Source organism: Bacteroidales bacterium MB20-C3-3, assembly GCA_035609245.1.
GTDB lineage: Bacteria > Bacteroidota > Bacteroidia > Bacteroidales > UBA932 > Bact-08.
In genome coordinates, this window is sequence record CP141202.1 from 1,770,644 (window position 1) to 1,790,556 (window position 19,913).

16 protein-coding genes are annotated in these 19,913 nt (G+C 39.5%); 13 read left to right on the forward strand and 3 right to left on the reverse strand.

Annotation, left to right across the window (positions count from 1 at the left end; translation table 11 throughout):
• The first annotated feature begins 7 nt into the window (after positions 1-7).
• Genes U5907_08060 through U5907_08105 form a run of 10 tightly spaced genes read left to right on the forward strand, consistent with a single transcriptional unit; the run spans position 8 to position 14,626 of the window.
• Positions 8-424, forward strand: coding sequence for a MarR family transcriptional regulator (locus U5907_08060; protein WRQ32527.1), 417 nt, complete (start codon positions 8-10; stop codon positions 422-424).
• 41 nt (positions 425-465) lie between these two features.
• Positions 466-3,021, forward strand: coding sequence for a cation-translocating P-type ATPase (locus U5907_08065; GenBank protein WRQ32528.1), 2,556 nt, complete (start codon positions 466-468; stop codon positions 3,019-3,021).
• 49 nt (positions 3,022-3,070) lie between these two features.
• Positions 3,071-7,411, forward strand: coding sequence for a CusA/CzcA family heavy metal efflux RND transporter (locus U5907_08070; GenBank protein WRQ32529.1), 4,341 nt, complete (start codon positions 3,071-3,073; stop codon positions 7,409-7,411).
• A 1-nt stretch (position 7,412) separates the two neighbouring features.
• Positions 7,413-8,516 carry an efflux RND transporter periplasmic adaptor subunit gene (locus U5907_08075; GenBank protein WRQ32530.1) on the forward strand — a complete coding sequence of 368 codons (1,104 nt, stop codon included), beginning with the start codon at positions 7,413-7,415 and terminating at the stop codon, positions 8,514-8,516.
• 1 nt (position 8,517) lies between these two features.
• A complete protein-coding gene (locus U5907_08080; protein ID WRQ32531.1) occupies positions 8,518-9,702 on the forward strand; it encodes a PAS domain-containing sensor histidine kinase in 1,185 nt (394 codons plus the stop codon).
• A gap of 2 nt (positions 9,703-9,704) precedes the next feature.
• Positions 9,705-10,580: an endonuclease/exonuclease/phosphatase family protein gene (locus U5907_08085; GenBank protein ID WRQ32532.1), complete on the forward strand. Its 876-nt coding sequence runs from the start codon at positions 9,705-9,707 to the stop codon at positions 10,578-10,580.
• A 3-nt stretch (positions 10,581-10,583) separates the two neighbouring features.
• Complete coding sequence (locus tag U5907_08090) at positions 10,584-10,922, forward strand: TfoX/Sxy family protein (protein WRQ32533.1); 339 nt, start codon at positions 10,584-10,586, stop codon at positions 10,920-10,922.
• Positions 10,919-13,048, forward strand: a complete 2,130-nt coding sequence (locus U5907_08095) for a glycoside hydrolase family 97 protein (protein WRQ32534.1) — start codon at positions 10,919-10,921, stop codon at positions 13,046-13,048. The genes U5907_08090 and U5907_08095 overlap by 4 nt, the downstream gene beginning before the upstream one ends.
• 52 nt (positions 13,049-13,100) lie before the next feature.
• A complete protein-coding gene (locus tag U5907_08100) occupies positions 13,101-13,547 on the forward strand; it encodes a GNAT family N-acetyltransferase (GenBank protein WRQ32535.1) in 447 nt (148 codons plus the stop codon).
• A complete protein-coding gene (locus tag U5907_08105; GenBank protein ID WRQ32536.1) occupies positions 13,547-14,626 on the forward strand; it encodes an alanine racemase in 1,080 nt (359 codons plus the stop codon). Before U5907_08100 ends, U5907_08105 begins: the two co-directional genes overlap by 1 nt.
• On the opposite strand, the gene U5907_08110 is transcribed toward U5907_08105, so the two are convergent.
• Positions 14,619-15,569, reverse strand: coding sequence for a polysaccharide biosynthesis protein (locus U5907_08110; protein WRQ32537.1), 951 nt, complete (start codon positions 15,567-15,569; stop codon positions 14,619-14,621). The genes U5907_08105 and U5907_08110 overlap by 8 nt on opposite strands.
• 32 nt (positions 15,570-15,601) lie before the next feature.
• Here U5907_08110 and U5907_08115 point away from each other — a divergent pair, with 32 nt between their 5' ends.
• The gene (locus U5907_08115) at positions 15,602-15,832 is read left to right on the forward strand and encodes a hypothetical protein (GenBank protein WRQ32538.1); all 231 of its coding nucleotides are present in this window, start codon (positions 15,602-15,604) and stop codon (positions 15,830-15,832) included.
• Positions 15,833-15,851: 19 nt separating this feature from the next.
• Complete coding sequence (locus U5907_08120; GenBank protein WRQ32539.1) at positions 15,852-16,139, forward strand: DUF4491 family protein; 288 nt, start codon at positions 15,852-15,854, stop codon at positions 16,137-16,139.
• Here U5907_08120 and U5907_08125 read toward each other — a convergent pair.
• Positions 16,136-16,318 (reverse strand): hypothetical protein, encoded by a 183-nt coding sequence (locus U5907_08125; GenBank protein WRQ32540.1) that lies wholly within the window; start codon positions 16,316-16,318, stop codon positions 16,136-16,138. The two genes, U5907_08120 and U5907_08125, sit on opposite strands and share 4 nt — an antisense overlap.
• Positions 16,319-16,399: 81 nt before the next feature.
• Here U5907_08125 and U5907_08130 point away from each other — a divergent pair, with 81 nt between their 5' ends.
• On the forward strand, positions 16,400-17,593 hold the full coding sequence (locus U5907_08130; GenBank protein ID WRQ32541.1) for an anaerobic nitric oxide reductase flavorubredoxin: 1,194 nt from the start codon (positions 16,400-16,402) through the stop codon (positions 17,591-17,593).
• 103 nt (positions 17,594-17,696) lie between these two features.
• Here the strand turns inward: U5907_08130 and katG are convergent, their stop codons facing one another.
• On the reverse strand, positions 17,697-19,907 hold the full coding sequence (gene katG, locus U5907_08135; protein WRQ32542.1) for a catalase/peroxidase HPI: 2,211 nt from the start codon (positions 19,905-19,907) through the stop codon (positions 17,697-17,699).
• Positions 19,908-19,913: the final 6 nt, after the last annotated feature.

The following is a 19,913-nucleotide window of genomic DNA, read 5'->3' on the forward strand; positions in this document are numbered from 1 at the left end:
TTGCAATATGAAAAAATTAATTAATGTCATATCTGATATCTCTTCATTTATCGGGAATATTGAGGAAGAGGCAAAAGAGCAGTTTAACCTGCTTCATCTTACCTCCAATCAGATGAACTATCTGGAGGTCATTCATCAGCTGGATAATCCAAATATTACAGAGCTGGCTCAGCAGTTAAAACTGTCAAAGCCAACAGTAAAAGTCGCAGTTGACAAATTGATAGATAGGGAATACATATATAAGATCAGATCAGACCTGGACAGAAGGAGTGCTCATCTTCATCTTACCGAAAAAGGCAAATTGATTAATCAGATGCACGACTACGCTCACAAAAAGATAGCCGAAATATTTCTTAGAAAATTAAACGAAGAGGAAATTAAAGTGCTGGAGGATTTATTGTTGAAAGTTTTAAGAGAGAGATAATTTTTTTAAATAAATAGTTAGTATATACTAACAATATATCAATGAAAACAACATTTAAAATCGAAGATCTTAAAGGCCTTACTCAAAAGGAGGTTAATCAAAAACTTACAAGCGAGGGTTACAATGAATTGCCTTCATCAAAACCAAAAAACCTATTCCAGATTGCTTTGGGAGTAGTAAAAGAGCCAATGTTTCTACTATTGGTAACATGTGGAACGCTATATCTTTTTCTTGGGGATATTCAGGAGGGGCTAATGCTGCTGGGCTTTGTAATTGTAATTATGGGAATAGAGTTTTTTCAGGAGAGAAAAACGGAAAAAGCACTTGATGCACTGAAGGATTTGGCAAGTCCGAGGGCTTTAGTAATAAGAGATGGAGAAACCTTTCGTATTGCCGGAAGAGATGTTGTTACAGATGATATAGTTATTCTGAAAGAGGGCGATAGAGTACCTGCTGATGCAATGGTTCTTAGCTGCCTCAATTTATGCGCAGATGAGTCCCTCTTAACCGGAGAGCCGGTTCCGGTGAGGAAAAGAGAGTGGAGATCAGGAGACCGGGAATTTTTCCCGGGCGGCGATGAACTACCTGTTGTGTATTCAGGATCAATGATTGTTCAGGGTAGTGGAATCGTAAAGGTCGTTGCTACCGCACTTAATACAGAAATCGGTAAAATCGGGAAAGCTTTGCAATCTGTAAAAGATGAACCTACAAGATTGAAAAAGGAGATTAGTAAACTGGTAAAAAGGCTTGCAATACTTGGGTTATTATTGTGTATTCTTGTCATTGTTATATACACTATCACCAGAGGAGATCTCCTTAATGGTTTTCTTGCAGGGATAACTCTTGCAATGGCTATGCTACCGGAAGAGTTTCCTGTTGTATTAACAATCTTTTTAGCACTTGGAGCCTGGAGAATGTCAAAAAAGAGTGTTCTTACCCGTCATCCTGCAGCGGTAGAGACTTTGGGGTCAGCAACAGTTCTGTGCACTGATAAAACAGGAACACTAACCCAAAATAAGATGACAGTAACCTCTCTTTTCAATGGCATTGAATTTTTTGGGGATAACACAGGGGAAAATTTATCTGAGCCGTTTCATGAAATAATTGAGTATGGGATTTTATCCAGTCAGGCTAATCCTTTTGATCCCATGGAAAAAGCTATTCTTAATGCCGGGGAAAGATATTTGCAAAACTCAGAGCACATTCACATTGACTGGGTAATGGAGAAGGAGTATCCTTTGTCAAAAGAGCTGCTTGCAATGTCAAGGGTCTTTTCAAGCAGTGATATCAACAGAAAAGTTATTGCAGCAAAGGGGGCGCCGGAAGCAATTTTTGACCTTTGCCATTTGGATAATAACTCAGTTAAGAGATATTCAGAAGCCGTCGGGAATATGGCATCCAAAGGGTTAAGAGTTCTTGGGGTTGCAAAAGCAAATGTTCTGGATAAAAATCTTCCGACAGAACAACACGATTTTGATTTTGAATTTATTGGTTTAATTGGGCTCTCTGATCCGATAAGGGATAATGTAGCAGGAGCTGTTGCCGAATGCTATAAAGCCGGCGTCAGAGTGATTATGATTACCGGCGATTATCCCGTAACAGCATCCAATATAGGAAAAGAAATAGGAATTAGTAATTACAGAGATATTATTACAGGTAGCGAACTGGAACAGATGTCAGAAGATGAACTTCGCAGACGGATAAAAGAGGTAAACATTTTTGCCAGGGTTGTTCCGGAGCAGAAACTCAAAATAGTAAATGCCTTGAAAGCCAATAATGAAATTGTAGCTATGACAGGTGACGGAGTGAATGATGCACCTGCTCTTAAAGCTGCAAATATTGGTATTGCAATGGGTGAAAAAGGGACAGATGTTGCCCGCGAAGCATCTTCGTTAGTTCTTATGGATGATAACTTTTTGTCTATAGTTGGAGCAATAAGAATGGGCAGAAAAATATTTGATAATCTTCAAAAAGCATTAGCCTATATATTTGCTATACACGTACCAATTGCGGGGCTATCTTTAATTCCTGTTTTTTTTGCAGAGTTGCCGCTAATATTGTGGCCGGTTCATATTGTATTCCTTGAATTGATTATTGATCCGGCCTGTTCAATAATTTTTGAAGCTGAACCGGAAGAAAAGAATGTTATGTCCCGGCCACCAAGGAAAATAAATGAACCTTTTTTTGGGATTAAAAAGATTATTCTGAGTTGTTGTCAGGGATTGGGTATTTTACTTGTCAGCTTAGCAGTTTACTTCACGGGGATAAAAATGGGATACTCATCAAATGGTGTCAGGACCCTAACTTTTGTAACCCTGATTGTTTCAAATATTGCCGTTATCCTATCAAACAGATCATGGACAACAAACATCTTTAAAATAATGATAACGCCAAATAAAGCTGTGAAGTGGGTAACAGGCGGAGCTATTTTTTTTCTTTTCTTAATCATGGAAGTCCCTTTTTTGCTAACTTTATTCCAGTTTGAAAAAATAACAATCCCTGAATTAATAGTTTGCATTGCTGCAGGTATGTCATCTGTGGTATGGTTTGAAATTTACAAGCAGATTAAGAGTTCAAAAGAGGTTATTTGTACATGAAAAACTGAATTAATGTACTAATTGATTTATAAATCATTATTTTACAATTATGCTTGGAAAGATAGTTGATTTCAGCATAAAGAATAAACTTATTGTTATTCTTTTCACTTTATCTGTAGCTGCATTTGGGCTCTATTCGGTATTCAGGATATCAGTGGGAGCAGTCCCGGATATAACAAATAATCAGGTTCAGGTAATTACTACCTCTTCAAACTTGTCCACTCAGGAGATAGAGCAATACATCACTGCTCCTGTAGAGATGGAGATGGCAAATCTTCCCGGAGTGAAGGAGATCAGATCAGTATCAAAATTTGGAATATCACTTGTTACAATCGTTTTCAGCGATAAAACAGGGACATATCTCCCAAGGCAGCTGATTGCCGAGAAAATTAAAGTTGCGTCGGAAAAAATTCCACAGGGATTTGGTGAGCCGGAGATGGGGCCTATTACAACGGGATTGGGGGAGATTTATCAATACACACTGGATACAAGGGAGGGATATGAAGACAAATACTCTCCAACCGATTTGAGAACGATTCAGGACTGGATTGTAAAAAGGAGACTATCCGGCATAAACGGAGTTGTGGAGATAAACAGCTGGGGAGGGTATCTTAAGCAGTATGAGGTTGCAGTGGATCCTGTAAGACTTGCCTCAATGAATATCTCTCTTATGGAGATTTTCAACTCCCTCGAAAACAATAACAGCATTTCAGGAGGAGCATACATTGAAAAGACAAATCAAAGCTATTTTATCAGGGGTGATGGTCAGGTTAAATCCGTAGAGGATATTGAAAATATTGTTGTAAGGAGTATTGACGGGAATCCCGTTATTGTAAAAGATGTTGCTAAAGTAGGATTCGGCCATGCAAACAGATTTGGTGCAATCACTGCTAATGGAAAAGGGGAGACTATTCTGGGGCAGGTTATGATGCTGAAGAATGCCGATTCTAAGGAGGTAATTAAGGAGGTTAAGACAAGGGTCGCAGAAATACAGGAGAACCTGCCGGAGGGGATTTTTATAAACCCCATTGTAGACAGAAGTGAACTGGTGGCAAAAACAACATTTACTGTAGTTGAAAATCTGATACTTGGGGCATTGATAGTGATGCTGACAGTACTGCTGCTTCTTGGAAACATAAGGTCAGCGCTGGTAATAACCTCCATGATACCTCTCTCTCTCTTGTTTACTATATCAATGATGTTCATTTTTGGTGTAGATGCAAATCTGATGAGTCTTGGTGCTCTGGACTTTGGGATTATAATTGACGGAGCAGTTATAATTGTTGAATATATTGCACTTAGAATGCTTATAAGGAGAAGTGATTTTGAGTTTCTCAACAGTGAAAAAAGGCTGGACTTAATGGACTCAATATCTTTTGAGGGGGCAACCAAAATGATGAAGTCTGCAATTTTCGGACAAATTATTATACTTATTGTTTTTATACCAATTCTCTCTCTTACAGGGGTAGAGGGTAAGATGTTCAGGCCAATGGCTCTCTCGTTCTGCTTTGCAATACTCGGTGCTATGATTATGGGACTGACATGGCTCCCTGTAGCAACCTCTCTGTTCCTCAGGCCATCCCTGAAAAACAGGAAAACAACATCAGACTGGGTAATGAATATTGCCTTGAAATCATACACCCCGGTTATTAAATGGGCCTGTTGTAATAAGAGAAAAGTTTTGCTCGCAGCCCTGCTCTCTTTAGTTTTAACATTTTTTCTCTTTACCAAAATCGGCGGGGAGTTTGTTCCAACACTGGACGAGGGTGATTTTGTCATTCAGCCGGTATTAAAAACCGGAACATCTCTGACTAAGACTATCGAGACCACTACAAAAATGGAGCAGATATTAAAGAGTAATTTTCCCGAAGTTGATAAAATTGTGAGCAGAATAGGTGCGGCAGAAGTTCCGACAGATCCAATGTCTATGGAGGAGATTGATATGATTATCAAGCTTAAACCAAGAAAAAAATGGGTAAGTGCAGATACTAAGGAGGAACTTGCTGACAAATTCAAAGAGGCACTCTCAGTAATCCCGGGTATAGAATATGAATTTACTCAGCCTATTGAGATGCGTTTTAATGAACTAATTACCGGTGTGAGATCAGACATTGCCATTAAGATATTTGGGGACGATCTGGAATATATTAACATGAAAGCCAGTGAGATTAAAAATCTTATTTCAGGTATTCCGGGGGCAAGTGACATAATAATGGAGAAAACGGCAGGACTTCCTCAAATTAAAGTGGAATATGACCGTGATAAAATAGCATATTATGGTCTTGATATAAAAACACTTAACAGATATCTCTCTACTGCATTTGGAGGAGAGGCAACCGGAGTCGTTTTTGAAGGGGAGAAAAGGTTTGATATGGTTGTAAGATTTGACAAAAACAGCCGAACAGATATATCAGATATCAGACAAATGAGAGTATCCCTCCCGCAGGGGTATCAAATTCCATTGTCAGAGCTTGCTGATATTCAATATACAGAAAGCCCGGCCAAAATCTCCCGGGAGAATGCTCACAGAAGGGTTGTGGTGAGTGTAAATGTACGCAACCGGGATCTGCAGTCTGTTGTGGATGATATAAGGTCTTCAATTGATGAAAACATTATACTTAAACCCGGGACTTATGTAAAATTCGGAGGACAATTTGAAAACTTGCAAAATGCTACAAACAGGCTGCTTATAGCTGTTCCGGTAGCTCTGCTGTTAATATTTATTTTCCTCCATTTTGCATTCAAATCATTTAAAGACGCAATTATGATTTTTACTGCAATTCCCCTTGCAACAGTAGGTGGTGTTTTGTTGCTGTGGATCAGAGGTATGCCATTCAGCGTATCTGCCGGTGTGGGCTTTATTGCTTTGTTTGGAATAGCAGTACTTAACGGAATTGTGCTAATTGAGCATCTAAAAGATTTAAATGAGAGAAAAAGTATGTCTATCAGGGAGGTAATACTTAATGGAACAAAAGACAGGCTAAGGCCTGTGATGCTTACTGCAGGAGCTGCTGCAATGGGTTTCCTGCCGATGGCTATCTCAACAGGAGCCGGAGCAGAGGTGCAACGGCCCCTTGCCACAGTTGTAATTGGTGGGCTCTTTACATCTACCATGCTTACTATGATAGCTTTACCTCTGTTATTTGAGATATTCTATAATGTTATTGGAATAAAATTTTTCCCTCTAAGATTTATCAGAGCTAAACATATTATGATGTTTCTGTTAATAGCCACTCCTTCTTCAGCAATATTTGCTCAGCCGGGAGAGCTGAAAATTAATGAAGCAGTTGATATTGCTCTTAGGAATAATAAAGAGCTAAAGGCATATGCACTAAGAACAGAGGCAAAGGAGGCTCTGAAATCCTCTGCGCTTTTATTTGATAAGACAACTATCACTTACGGAACAGATCAAAATAATATTGCTGAAAACAATCACCCTCTGAGAGTTTGGGGTATTACCCAGAATTTCACCTCCCCTGCACAATATTTTGCTGAAAAAAACATAAAGGGGGCTGAATACGAGATATCAGCTGCCGAATATAAATTGCAGGTAATAGAACTGATAAAAAATGTCTCTTTAAAATATATTGAACTGCAGGTTGAACAGGAGAAGCTGACAAACTTTAAAGATATAGAGAGTCTCTATACAAAAATTTTAAACGGAGCAGAATCTAGGCGCAAAAACGGTGATATCAGTCAGCTTGAGCTGCTTACAATCAAAGCAAAACATCAGAGTGTAAAGAACCAGGTCAATGAGTTAAAATTCAATATAAACGATATATTTAACAATTTAAAGATTCTCATGGGTTATCAGGATACATTCTACCTGTCAGAAGATTTAAAAATTATAGAATATGTGGATAAAGATATTGAACTGTCAACCTTCTTTATATTACAGAAAAAGCGGGAGGCATTTGACAGAGCAAATATTGCAATGGAAAAAAGCAGATTACTTCCCGATATTTCAATTAATTATTTCCGGGGTACAAATACTTATGAAAACTCAAAGATATATCACGGATTTGAGGCAGGTGTAGCAATACCTCTCTTCTTTAATGCCCAGAGATCAAAAATAAGGGCCTCTAAAATTGCCCTGGAGGCGACAAGAGAGTTAGCGGATTATGAGAGAGATCTCTTCATGTCAAAGAAAAAAGAGTTGCAAAATTCATATTTTAAATATAAAGAGCTGCTGGATCAGTATAACAGCAGTGGAAAATCACTTTGCGATGAATTAAAAAGAACGTCACAGTTAAGCTATGAAAAGGGTGAAATTGATTTTCAAAAATTTGCAATTAATATTGAAAATGCAATGCAAATAAAAAAGGAGTATCTTGATAATCTTTTGCACTATACAAGAATTACACTCAATCTAAATTATCTCTCTGAATGATATGAAAATAATACAAACTATCAGTACCCTGCTGATTGCAGGTCTTATAACAGCCTGTTCCGGCAGCCAGGCAGAAAATGAATTAAGTTCTGATCTGCTTGAGATAACCAATGATCAGTTTCAGTTTAACCAAATGGAGCTGGGGGCGGTAGATACACATACATTTGAGTCTGTTGTGAAGTGCAAAGGATTAATTATCCCGCTTAAAGAGGGACTTGCACAAGTGAGTGCACCTGTTGGAGGTACAATAAAGAGACTATATCAAAGCAACGGCGATTATGTAAATAAGGGGGCCCCACTGATTGAGATTGGAGGAAATGACATAGTTGATTTGCAAAAGGAGTATGCCGAGGCCTCTGCCGTCTTTAAAAGAGTTGAAAGCGAATATTTGAGGGTTAAGAATCTATATGATGAAGATGTGATATCACAAAAGGATTACAATCTTATTAAATCTGAATATTTGTCTTCTCAGGCAAGATTCAAAGGTTTACAACTAAAGATTGATGCTCTGGAACTCTCCTCTGCAAAAATTGAAAGTGGGGAGCTATATTCCTATTATATAATTAAATCACCAATCCAGGGGCAGGTAATAAATCTGAAAAACTACACCGGAAGTAATATAGAAAATAAAGATTTGATAATGGAGATAGTAAATCCGGATTTAATTCAGATTGAGTTATATATTTTCCCGGATAATGTTTCAGAAATAAAAGTTGGCCAGAGGGTAAAAATTCAATCATCAGACTCAGGGATAAGCAGTGAAGCCCTGATAAAATCAATTGGGAGGGTAGTAGATAAAGAGCGGAGATCAATTAATTGCTATGCAAGTTTAAGAGGATCCGGCCCCAGGTATTTTATATTAAATCAACTGGTAGATTCAGAAGTTATTACCGGAACAGAAAATTTTCCGGCATTACCAAAAGAGGCAATATTGAACAGCGACTCCGGAACTTTTGTGTTATTATTGATAAAAAAAGAGGATAACAAGTATATATTTACAAAAAAAGAGGTTATGACCGGTATTGAGCAAAATGGTTTTGTGCAGGTTGTTGGAGATGGAATTGACGGACCGATATTAACAAAGGGTGGGTATAATCTGTTTTAATATGAATTTAAATGATTTAAACAAGGCTTTAGATGAATTAAACCACGAACGGGAATTATACACAGACCTTTCCAATGCATTGCCGGCGGGTATATACCGATTGCGAGTTTTTAAGGATGTATCTCTTATTGATAAGAAATGGGAAACTTCAACAGATACGCCATATAAGCTGGAATTTGCAAACAACCGATTTTATGAGATTTTGCATATAGATAAAGAGCTCTTTATAAAGAATCCCGGTATCATAAGTGATTTCATTCTTGAAGAGGATAAAGAATCTTTTGTAAGGTTAAATGTAGAAGCGAATTTAAATAAGACCCCCTTTGCATGGGAAGGCAGGTTTAAAATTAATGAGAATCAAATTTGGATACATTTCGAATCAGTTCCTCGTTGTTTGGAAAATGGTGATATAATATGGACCGGAACATTAAATGATGTTAGCAAACGTAAAGCGGCGGAGTTGGAGATTGCTTCAAAAAACATAGAATTAGAAAAACTAAATGCAGAAAAAAATAAGTTTTTTTCAATAATTGCTCACGATCTGAGAAGCCCGTTTAATGCAATAATTGGTTTAAGCGAGCTTCTGGTTGAAGAGATAGATGAAAAGAACTATGAGAATGCTCAGGAATACTCTTCAATTATATTGCAATCGGCCCACAGGGCTATGGCATTGCTTAAAAATCTTATGGAGTGGGCTCAGTTAAAGACCGGCAAAATTGAATACAACCCTGAATATTTTAACATTGTAGCTTTAATAAAAGAGGCAGCCCTTTTGTATAATGAGATTGCAAAGAAAAAAACAATAACTATTGAAGAGAATCTGCCATATTTTTTGTCACTTTATGCAGATAAAGCTATGATAAGTTCTATCCTGAGAAATTTTATTTCAAATGCTATAAAATTCACAATGCCGGGCGGCAAAGTTGTAGTAACAGTTGAAGAAAAACCCAGAGAGATTATTTTTTCTGTTAAAGATACAGGTGTAGGTATTCCAAAAGAGAGAGTTGATGATATTTTTAAGATAGACCATATGTACTCAACTATAGGCACCGATAACGAAAAAGGTACCGGAATGGGTCTGACTCTATGTAAAGATTTTGTCGAAATGCACTCTGGTAAAATATGGGTTGAAAGTGAAGAGGGCATTGGATCATGTTTTTGTTTTTCATTGAATAAAAGCATCTAATTATGAAATTATTAAGCTTTACTATTGTGTTGTTATTATTTATAATAACAGAAAAAACTTCTGCTCAGAAGCTTAGTATTGCCACCTATAACCTGCGCTACGAAAACAGGAGCGACTCTCTAAACGGTAACGGATGGGGGGAGAGATTGCCGCAAATAACTAATCTTATCCGCTTTCACGATTTTGATATATTCGGTTCACAGGAGGTCTTCTACAGCCAACTGACAGATATGCTCGCTATTATGCCGGAGTATAACTACATAGGGGTAGGGAGGAGTGACGGAGATAAATCCGGGGAGTGTTCGCCCATCTTCTATAAAAGAGAGAAATTCAGACTTATTCAAACAGGTAATTTCTGGCTTTCAGAGGCCGATAGTATCCCGGGTAAAGGTTGGGATGCTGCCCTTCCGAGAATTTGTACATGGGGAAAGTTCCAGATAATTGGAAATGGAAAGATACTCTGGTTTTTCAATCTCCATATGGATCATATAGGTAAGATCGCCAGAGAAGAGGGGACCAAACTGGTTCTGGAGAAAATAAAAGCTATGGCTTCAGGCGAACCGGTTATCCTTACAGGAGACTTTAACTATGATCAGAGAGCAAAAGGATACGGAATTATCTATGAATCAGAATTATTAAAAGATACATATGAAACTGCAGAATTGAGATATGCACCTAACGGAACATTCAATAACTTTAACTTACAATACAAAAGCGACAGCAGGATTGACCATATTTTCACGACTAAAGAGTTTAAAGTTGTCAAGTATGGAATACTTACAGATATCTATTGGAGTAAAGCCGATAGTTCCGCACAGGTTGTCAGGATCCCGTCTGACCACTATCCGGTTAAAGCAGAGGTAATCCTTAATTGGTAGAATATGGCAACCGACAAAAACTTTGTAGACTTCATAACAGACCAGCTTGAGAATGTAGGTGAGGTCTCTGTTATTAAGATGTTTGGAGAATATGGAATCTATGCAGATGGCAAAATATTCGGCCTAATATGCGACAATAAACTCTTTATTAAGCCGACACAATCCGGCAGGGAGTTTATTGGAAACCCCGTAGAGGCTCCGCCATATCCCGGTGCTAAGAACAGCTTTCTTATTGAGGATAAATTAGAGGACAGAGAGTGGCTTAGCGAGCTTGTCAGGAGGTCTGTGAAGGAGCTTCCCTTCCCAAAGCCAAAGAAAAAACTAAAACCTATAAAGCAATGAAAAACAAAATAATGGTGATATCTGTTTTGTCAGCACTTATTTTCACCTCTTGCCTAAGTGGAAAAGGAGATTTATCTCTCTCCTCTCCGGATTTGAAAAACAAGATTGAAGTCAATATTCTTAATAACGGAGAACTCTCCTATTTAGTTTTTCATAATGAAATAAAGTTAATTGACACATCCGGGATAAGTTTTGAACTTCAGGGCGGGGATCCCGAACTCCGATACTTTGAGGTACTGAATACTGTTAATTCCTCTTTCAGCGAGACATGGGAGATGCCCTGGGGAGAACAGAGAGAGGTTGTAAATAATTATAATCAACTTCTGATTGAACTTCGGGAGACAATAACTCCTAAAAGGAGGTTAAATATTTATCTCAGAGCATACGATGATGGTGTGGCCTTCCGGTACGAATTTCTGCCTCAAAGAGGTGTGGACAGCCTTATTATAATGGAGGAGAATACTGAGTTCCGTTTTACGGGAGACCATACAGCCTGGTGGATTCCCGGCGACTGGGACAGTTATGAGCACCTCTACAACACAACCAGGATATCAGCCATTGATGCCATGAAGCATAACAATGCACCCGGTCTGGGCTTCACAAATATAATGGATAATGCTGTTCATACTCCCGTCACGATGAGGAGCGATGATGGTATTCATATCAGTATCCATGAGGCTGCGCTAATAGACTACGCAAGTATGACTCTTAAAGTTGATACAGCTGCACTTAAGTTTACAAGTCAGTTGGTGGGTTCAGAGAGGCTGGGTTACAAAGTTAAGAGAGCTCTTCCTTTTAAAACTCCATGGCGATATATTCAAATTGCAGAGAAGGCATCAGAGCTTATTGAATCCAGACTCATCCTTAATCTTAATGAGCCAAATAAACTGGGAGATGTCAGCTGGGTTAAACCTATGAAATATATGGGTATCTGGTGGGAGATGCACATTGACAAAGGGAGTTGGGACTATGGTATGACGCTGAATGAGAAAACGGGGAAATGGATTGATACCGGAAAGGCTCACGGAAAACATGCTGCCACAACAGAGAATGCCAAGCATTACATTGACTTTGCCTCTAAAAATGGTATAAAAGGGCTTCTTATTGAGGGGTGGAATACCGGATGGGAGCGATGGACAGGTTTTGAGGAGAGGGAGGGAATATTTGATTTTATGACACCCTATCCCGATTATGATATTGATGAGGTGGTCAGATATGCTAAAGAGCGAGGAGTTGAGATAATAATGCATCATGAGACCTCTTCCGCACCAAGAACATATGAGCAGCAGATGGATACAGCATATGCACTTATGCAGCGATTAGGCATCGGCTCAGTAAAGTCTGGCTATGTAGGCAGGATAATACCAAATGGGGAGCACCATCACAGCCAGTGGATGGTAAACCACTATCAGAGGGCTCTTGAAAAGGCTGCAGAGTATAAAATAGCGGTAAATGCACACGAACCAATAAAAGCCACCGGACTGAGGAGAACTTATCCAAATGCAATTGCAAGAGAGGGGCTGAGAGGGCAGGAGTTTAATGCATGGTCTCCGGACGGAGGAAACCCTCCGGAGCATATCTCAATAGTTGCATTTACAAGGATGCTGGCAGGGCCAATAGATTTTACACCGGGAGTCTTTGATATATCACTTCCCACAAAGCCAGACAATCAGATTAACACAACCCTTGCACATCAGCTTGCACTATATGTGGTAATTTACAGCCCAATTCAGATGGCCTGCGACCTGCCTGAGAACTATGAAAATCAACCCGCATTTCAGTTCATAAGAGATGTTGGTGTAGACTGGGAACAGACCAGGGTTATTGATGGAGAGGTGGGAGATTATGTAGTGATTGCACGTGAGGAGCGAGGGACAAATAATTGGTTTGTGGGAGGGGTTACGGATGAGAATGCAAGAGAGGTAAAGATTACCTTTGATTTTCTGGAAGAGGGTAAAACATATAATGCAACTATTTACAGAGACAGCGAAAAGAGCCACTATAAATTAAATCCAACCTCTATTGAGATAGAGAAGATTGAGTTAACCAAAACTTCGGTTCTTAACCTTAAGATGAAAGAGGGTGGGGGATTTGCAATCTCTATCAAAGAATTGATTCTCTTATAACTGAACACTTACTGGTTTTATGTGTTATAAAAATAAAAACTAACAAAAGGATATGAGTGAAATAGAGGTATTTGATGAAAACAACAAGCCAACATCAGAGCAAAAGAGAGCGGTAATTGATTTTCTTTACGAACATCTTGAGAGGTTTGGGGATAAGAGAGATGACATAGAAAAGGCTATAGATTACGCAGTAAAAAACTCTAACTCTTTTGGGGGATATCTCTTGCTCTCATATGAGGGTCATGATATATCGGCCGCTGTTGTCGTAAACAAAACCGGAATGAAGGGTTATATACCTGAAAATATTCTTGTATATATTGCAACTCATAAAAAATACAGAGGAAGAGGCATTGGAAAGAGATTGATGACTGAGGCTCTCAGGAGGGCTGATGGGAATGTAGCTCTTCATGTAGAACCGGACAACCCAGCTAAGTTTTTATATGAAAAGCTGGGCTTTACCAGCAAATATCTTGAAATGAGATATATAAAAACTAACTGATGGCATACATTACACTAGACTCAAAAAAACTTAAGGCAAACTTTGAATATCTTGATAATATATTTAAGAAAAAAGGTATTAAATGGGCAGTAGTTACCAAGATGTTGTGCGGTCACAGGGAGTTTATCCAGGAACTGCTTAAGTTAGATATATCTCAGGTATGTGACTCAAGGATTTCAAATCTTAAGATGATCAAACAGATAAATCCAAAGGTTGAAACTATTTACATAAAACCTCCGGCAAGAAGAGCTGTTAAGGGAGTTGTTCAGTATGCAGATATTAGCATGAATACTCAAATTGAGACAATTAAACTGCTTTCAGAGGAGGCTAAAAGACAAAATAAAATTCATAAGATTATCATAATGCTTGAGTTGGGAGAGTTGAGAGAGGGAATAATGAGAGATGACTTAATTGAATTTTATTCAAATGTTTTTAATCTGGATAATATCGAGGTGATAGGAATTGGTGCAAATCTATCATGCCTGTATGGAGTATTACCTAATCAGGATAAGTTAATCCAGCTTAGTTTGTACCAGCAGTTGATTGAGGCAAAATTTAACAAAAAGATAGAATTTGTATCAGGAGGATCTTCAGTTACAATTCCACTTATTTTTAAGAATCTGTTGCCAAGCGGAATAAATCACTTCAGGGTTGGAGAGACACTTTTTCTTGGCACAGATGTATATAATGACAGACCACTTAAGAGGATCTCTTCAGATGCATTTCTTCTCTATGCTGAGATAATTGAGTTGATGGAGAAGCCTCAGATTCCTGACGGCGAGATGGGTACAAACCTGGAAGGTGAAGTCGCGACATTTGACAATAAGCTGGCAGGAAAGACAAGCTGCAGAGCCATAATAGATATAGGCTTACTGGATGTTGATGATAAACACCTTACCCCGGCAGATTCAGATATCTCATTTGTAGGGGGCAGCTCAGATATGTTTGTTCTTGATCTTAAGGGAAATAAAAAAGGCTATAAAGTTGGTGATCTGCTGGAGTTTAGACTTAATTATATGTCAGTATTAAGAATTCTGAATTCAAAATACATTGACAAAAAGATTAGAAGAGTCAATTAATCTGAGGAATAGTCAATCTTTTAATAATGTCAGCCATCTCCTCAGTTGAGAACGATGGGGCGTTGTGTGAATTGTATTCAACGGCTTTGGTATTTATTACCTCTCCATATTGAGAGATTTTTAAAAATACTTTGCCATTTTGTGATAACTCTGTTGATTTAGAGATCTCCTCCGCGGTGGCCATCGTTTCGTAAAGTTTCTCTCCGGGACGGGCACCGGTTAACTTTATTCTTGATTTTCTCTCGTCTTCTGATATCACTCCTGAAAATAGAAGTGCACCTTGCGCAAGTGTTTCAATAGTCGCAGATTTCGCCTGTTCAACCATGATCTCCCCGTTATCTCCATATTCGAGTGCCATAAGGGTTAAGTCAACAGCATCTGCAATTGTCATCATAAAACGGGTCATCTCCGGATTAGTAACGGTGAGATCTGCCCCCTCTCTTGCCAGCCTTACAAACAGCGGAATCACTGTTCCGGCAGAGCCCATAAGGTTTCCAAACCGTACAATGGAGCATTTGGGTGAGTACGTTTTTTTGCATTCGGCCAGTACCATTTTCTCCATCAATGCCTTAGTGATTCCCATCGTACCCATGGGAAAGCAGGCTTTATCAGAGCTAATAAATACAATTCGTTCAATGCCGGTCTCTTTCGCTGCATTAAGGACATTTACAGAACCTGTGACATTAACTTCAACCGCCTCTCGCGGATTTGCCTCGCAGTAGTGTACATCCTTAAGGGCAGCAGCATGGATAACATAGTCGGCACCACTCATTACCCTTTTCAAGGCCGATGTGTCCCTTATGTCGCCCTCCCAATCGCTTCTGCAATTTCTTGAAAAAACCCTTACCTCTCTTGCGCCAAGTTCGTTAAGCCTTTTTACCAAAATGCTTCCAAACGAACCGGCTCCGCCGGTCACCACGAATATTTTATCTTTAGTTACCATACATCAAATCTATAAATAAAAAGATTAATTTTATGCCAAATAACTATGTAGTTGACAGGATTAATGAAGGTGTAAAAAAAATAAACGAGTTTAAGGGAGATTATAAAGAACTCGGCAAATTAATTCTAAAATTCTCCAGAGAGACCCTCACTTTTATGGGGATAGGTCTGCAAATTGGTCTTTCATTAGGCTTGGGTGTAGGTGCCTCTATGGATAAAAAAGCTCTTGGAGAGGGTAGACAATTAGATATTGATCTTAAATAAATTAATATTTAACTTAAAAATGAATTTTGAAGGAATAATTATTGGATTAGTAACATTTGTGATAATTGGAATATTTCACCCGCTGGTTATTAAAGCTGAGTACTTTTTTGGCAGGGTAAGTATGTGGATTTTCTTATTTTCCGGGATAGTTTGTGTAGCCTTTTCTCTGATTACTGATAGCTTTTCACTCTCTGCAATTTTAGGAGTACTGGGCTTTACCTGCCTTTGGAGTATAAAGGAGGTTCTTGATCAGGAGAAGAGAGTAAAGGAGGGCCGATATCCCAAAAATCCTAAAAGGAAGTATTAAGCACCTAGATACTTAAGAAGCTCGTAAACGAGAAATACAGGCCAGATAATAGCTTTTAGAAAACCAAGTACACCCATCCAAAAGGTTGTTGCTGTACCAATAAAGTAAATTGCAGCCCCAATAAGGCCAAGACCATAAACTGCACCGGAGGGGGCAGAGTGATAATTTTCATTTTTCATAGTGGGTTATAATTAAGTGATGCGATACAAATTTATAAATGATATTTAGATTATATTTACACTAAGTAAAAAACTTATGCTATGAAAAAGAGAATCGTCAATAATGTTTACTGGGTGGGTAAAAACGACTGGGAACTCAGACAGTTTCACGGGTATGAATATTCAACCCATAAGGGTTCCAGCTACAACTCTTATTTAATTCAAGAGGAGAAAACAGTTTTGATTGACACTGTTTTTCAGCCTTTTTCAAAAGAGTTTGTTGATAATCTGGCGAAAGAGATTGAATTAAAAAGCATTGATTATATCATAATGAATCATGCAGAACCGGACCATAGCGGTGCAATAGCTGAATTGCTGAGATTGATTCCGGGAACACCTGTCTATTGTACTGAGAATGGTGTTAAATCACTGAAGGGGCAGTTCCACGGAGAGTGGAATTTTAAAACTGTTAAAACCGGTGACAAATTAGATTTAGGTAACGGAAAAGAGCTTATTTTTATTCAGGCACCAATGTTACACTGGCCAGACAGTATGTTCTGCTACATGACTAAGGATAATATACTTTTCAGTAACGACGCTTTTGGTCAGCACTTTTGTACAGAACTGCTGTTTAACGACCTTGTAAACCAGTCTGAGCTTTATCAGGAGGCAATCAAATACTACGCAAATATTCTAACTCCGTTCAGCCCTTTGGTTTTGAAGAAGATTGACGAGGTTCTTAAATTTAACCTTCCTGTTGATTTCATCTGCCCAAGCCACGGAGTTGTATGGAGAGATAATCCGGCTCAGATAATACACAAATATGTGGAGTGGGCTTCTGCATATCAGGAGAACCAAATTACAATAGTCTATGAAACAATGTACAATGGAACAAGATCAATTGCAGAGAGTATAGTTAAAGGGATAAATTCAGAAGATCAGGTGGTTGATATTAAGTTATACAATATTGCAACAAATGACCTCAATGATATTATTACAGAGATATTTAAATCAAAAGCTGTGTTTATTGGATCACCAACTGTCAATAATGGGATTATGTCTCATACTGCTGGGTTGATGGAAATGGTTAAAGGTCTTAAATTCAAAGGTAAAAAAGGGGCGGCTTTTGGTTGTTTCGGATGGAGCGATGCTTCAACAAAAATTATTATGAATCTTTTGAAAGAATCTGGATTTGAAATTGTTGGAGAATCAATTAGTTGTAACTGGGGTCCGGACGAGGATGCAATGCAGAGAGCTTTTGATTTCGGGAGGTCCGTAGTATCAAAAAGTGAATAAAGGATGCAAAAGGCGACGAAGCTATCCAGACTTGAAAAAATCAAGCCCCAAATCCTGGAGGGAAAGGGGCTTAATGATAAATATAAAAAGTGAGATCTTTTGATTAACTCTTCAGGTCAAACCGGTCCAGATTCATCACCTTGTTCCAGGCTTTGACAAAGTCTTTAACGAATTTCTCTTTGCCGTCATTGCTTCCATAAACTTCAGAAATGGCTCTTAACTCTGAATGGGAGCCAAAGATAAGGTCAACACGGGTAGCTGTCCATTTAAGTTTTCCTGTTTTACGATCACTCCCTTCAAAGAGCTCTCTATCCTCTGTGAGAGATTTCCAGGAAGTGGACATATCCAGCAGGTTTACAAAGAAGTCGTTTGTGAGAACTTCCGGTCTGTTTGTGAATACTCCATGGTTTGATTTATCTGCATTTGTTTTGAGAACTCTCATTCCTCCAATAAGGGCTGTCATCTCAGGGGCTGTAAGGGTTAGAAGCTGAGCCTTGTCAACAAGAAGCTCTTCCGGAGAGACTCTGAATTTTGCTTTTATAAAGTTCCTGAATCCATCAGCAAGCGGCTCAAGAAATGCGAATGACTCAACATCTGTCTGCTCCTGAGATGCATCCGCTCTTCCCGGTGTGAATGGTACCGTAATATCAAAACCGGCATCTTTTGCCGCCTTCTCTACAGCTGCACATCCTCCCAGAACTATAAGGTCTGCAAGTGAAATCTTCTTGCCATCTTTCTGAGTCTTATCAAATTCCTCTTTAATTGTCTCAAGCTTTGCAAGTACTGATGCCAGTTCCTTTGGATTGTTGACGGCCCAGTCTTTCTGTGGAGCCAGTCTTATTCTGGCGCCGTTTGCGCCTCCGCGTTTATCGGAACCCCTGAATGTAGAGGCCGATGCCCAGGCTGTAGAGACAAGCTCGGAGATAGTCAGCCCGGAGCTGAGAATTTTGCTTTTTAAACTTTTGATATCCTTCTCGTCAACAAGTGGATGATTTACCTCAGGAATAGGATCCTGCCATACAAACACCTCTTTAGGGACCTCGGGTCCCAGATAGCGGTTGCGCGGCCCCATGTCCCTGTGAGTGAGTTTGAACCAGGCTTTTGCAAAGGCCTCTGCAAACTCAAGTGGGTACTCATAAAATCTTCTTGATATCTTTTCGTATGCAGGATCCACTTTAAGGGAGAGGTCTGTTGTAAGCATAGTAGGGTAGTGCCTTTTGCTCTTATCGTGCGCATCAGGCATTATCTTTCCGGCCCCCTTTGCCTCCCACTGATATGCTCCCGCAGGGCTCTTTGTGAGCTCCCACTCAAAGTTGAAAAGATTGTCAAAAAAGTAGTAACTCCATTTGGTAGGAGTCTGGGTCCATATAACCTCCAGTCCGCTGGTTATTGTGTCTCCACCCTTTCCTGTGCCGAATGAGTTTTTCCACCCAAGCCCCATCTGCTCCAGTCCGGCTGCCTCAGGCTCGGCCCCTACATGGTCTGCGCTTGCAGCTCCGTGGGTTTTGCCGAATGTGTGGCCCCCTGCTATAAGAGCAACGGTCTCCTCATCATTCATAGCCATCCTTGCAAATGTGTTGCGGATATCTTTTGCTGCCGCAAGAGGGTCGGGAACTCCATCAGGCCCCTCCGGATTGACATAAATAAGACCCATCTGAATTGCTGCCAGAGGGTTTGTAACCTCCTCCTTATCAAGTTTCCTCTCATCGTTTTCAAGCCACTTGCTCTCTGAACCCCAGTAAACATCCTCGTCTGCCTGCCAGACATCCTCTCTTCCTCCTGCAAAGCCGATGGTTTTAAATCCCATAGATTCAAGTGCCACGTTACCGGCAAGAATCATAAGATCTGCCCAGGAGATGCTCTTTCCATATTTCTGTTTTACCGGCCAGAGAAGTCTTCGTGCCTTGTCCAGGCTAACATTATCCGGCCAGCTGTTAAGCGGGGCGAACCTCTGCTGTCCACGGCCTCCGCCCCCTCTTCCGTCAATTGTTCTGTATGTTCCGGCGCTGTGCCAGGCCATTCGGATAAACAGAGGCCCATAGTGACCGTAATCTGCGGGCCACCAATCCTGTGACTCTGTCATAATTTTATACAAATCGGCCTTAAGGGCCTTAAGATCAAGCTTTTTAAACTCCTCTGCGTAGTTGAACTCAGCCCCCATAGGGTCTGTAAGTTCCGAGTGCTGACGAAGTATATTAAGACTCAGTTTGTTTGGCCACCAATCTTTATTCTGTGTGCCCACAGCCCCAATACTATGTTTGCCGGTAGCTCCGGTTACGGGGCATTTGCTCTCTTTTTTAGGGTTGTTTTCCATATCTAG

What these genes read in the sequence shown, in the direction of transcription:
- U5907_08060 (WRQ32527.1), top strand. Translation starts at nt 8, where the DNA reads ATGAAAAAATTAATTAATGTCATATCTGATATCTCTTCATTTATCGGG.
- U5907_08065 (WRQ32528.1), top strand. Translation starts at nt 466, where the DNA reads ATGAAAACAACATTTAAAATCGAAGATCTTAAAGGCCTTACTCAAAAG.
- U5907_08070 (WRQ32529.1), top strand. Translation starts at nt 3,071, where the DNA reads ATGCTTGGAAAGATAGTTGATTTCAGCATAAAGAATAAACTTATTGTT.
- U5907_08075 (WRQ32530.1), top strand. Translation starts at nt 7,413, where the DNA reads ATGAAAATAATACAAACTATCAGTACCCTGCTGATTGCAGGTCTTATA.
- U5907_08080 (WRQ32531.1), top strand. Translation starts at nt 8,518, where the DNA reads ATGAATTTAAATGATTTAAACAAGGCTTTAGATGAATTAAACCACGAA.
- U5907_08085 (WRQ32532.1), top strand. Translation starts at nt 9,705, where the DNA reads ATGAAATTATTAAGCTTTACTATTGTGTTGTTATTATTTATAATAACA.
- U5907_08090 (WRQ32533.1), top strand. Translation starts at nt 10,584, where the DNA reads ATGGCAACCGACAAAAACTTTGTAGACTTCATAACAGACCAGCTTGAG.
- U5907_08095 (WRQ32534.1), top strand. Translation starts at nt 10,919, where the DNA reads ATGAAAAACAAAATAATGGTGATATCTGTTTTGTCAGCACTTATTTTC.
- U5907_08100 (WRQ32535.1), top strand. Translation starts at nt 13,101, where the DNA reads ATGAGTGAAATAGAGGTATTTGATGAAAACAACAAGCCAACATCAGAG.
- U5907_08105 (WRQ32536.1), top strand. Translation starts at nt 13,547, where the DNA reads ATGGCATACATTACACTAGACTCAAAAAAACTTAAGGCAAACTTTGAA.
- U5907_08110 (WRQ32537.1), bottom strand. Translation starts at nt 15,569, where the DNA reads ATGGTAACTAAAGATAAAATATTCGTGGTGACCGGCGGAGCCGGTTCG.
- U5907_08115 (WRQ32538.1), top strand. Translation starts at nt 15,602, where the DNA reads ATGCCAAATAACTATGTAGTTGACAGGATTAATGAAGGTGTAAAAAAA.
- U5907_08120 (WRQ32539.1), top strand. Translation starts at nt 15,852, where the DNA reads ATGAATTTTGAAGGAATAATTATTGGATTAGTAACATTTGTGATAATT.
- U5907_08125 (WRQ32540.1), bottom strand. Translation starts at nt 16,318, where the DNA reads ATGAAAAATGAAAATTATCACTCTGCCCCCTCCGGTGCAGTTTATGGT.
- U5907_08130 (WRQ32541.1), top strand. Translation starts at nt 16,400, where the DNA reads ATGAAAAAGAGAATCGTCAATAATGTTTACTGGGTGGGTAAAAACGAC.
- katG (WRQ32542.1), bottom strand. Translation starts at nt 19,907, where the DNA reads ATGGAAAACAACCCTAAAAAAGAGAGCAAATGCCCCGTAACCGGAGCT.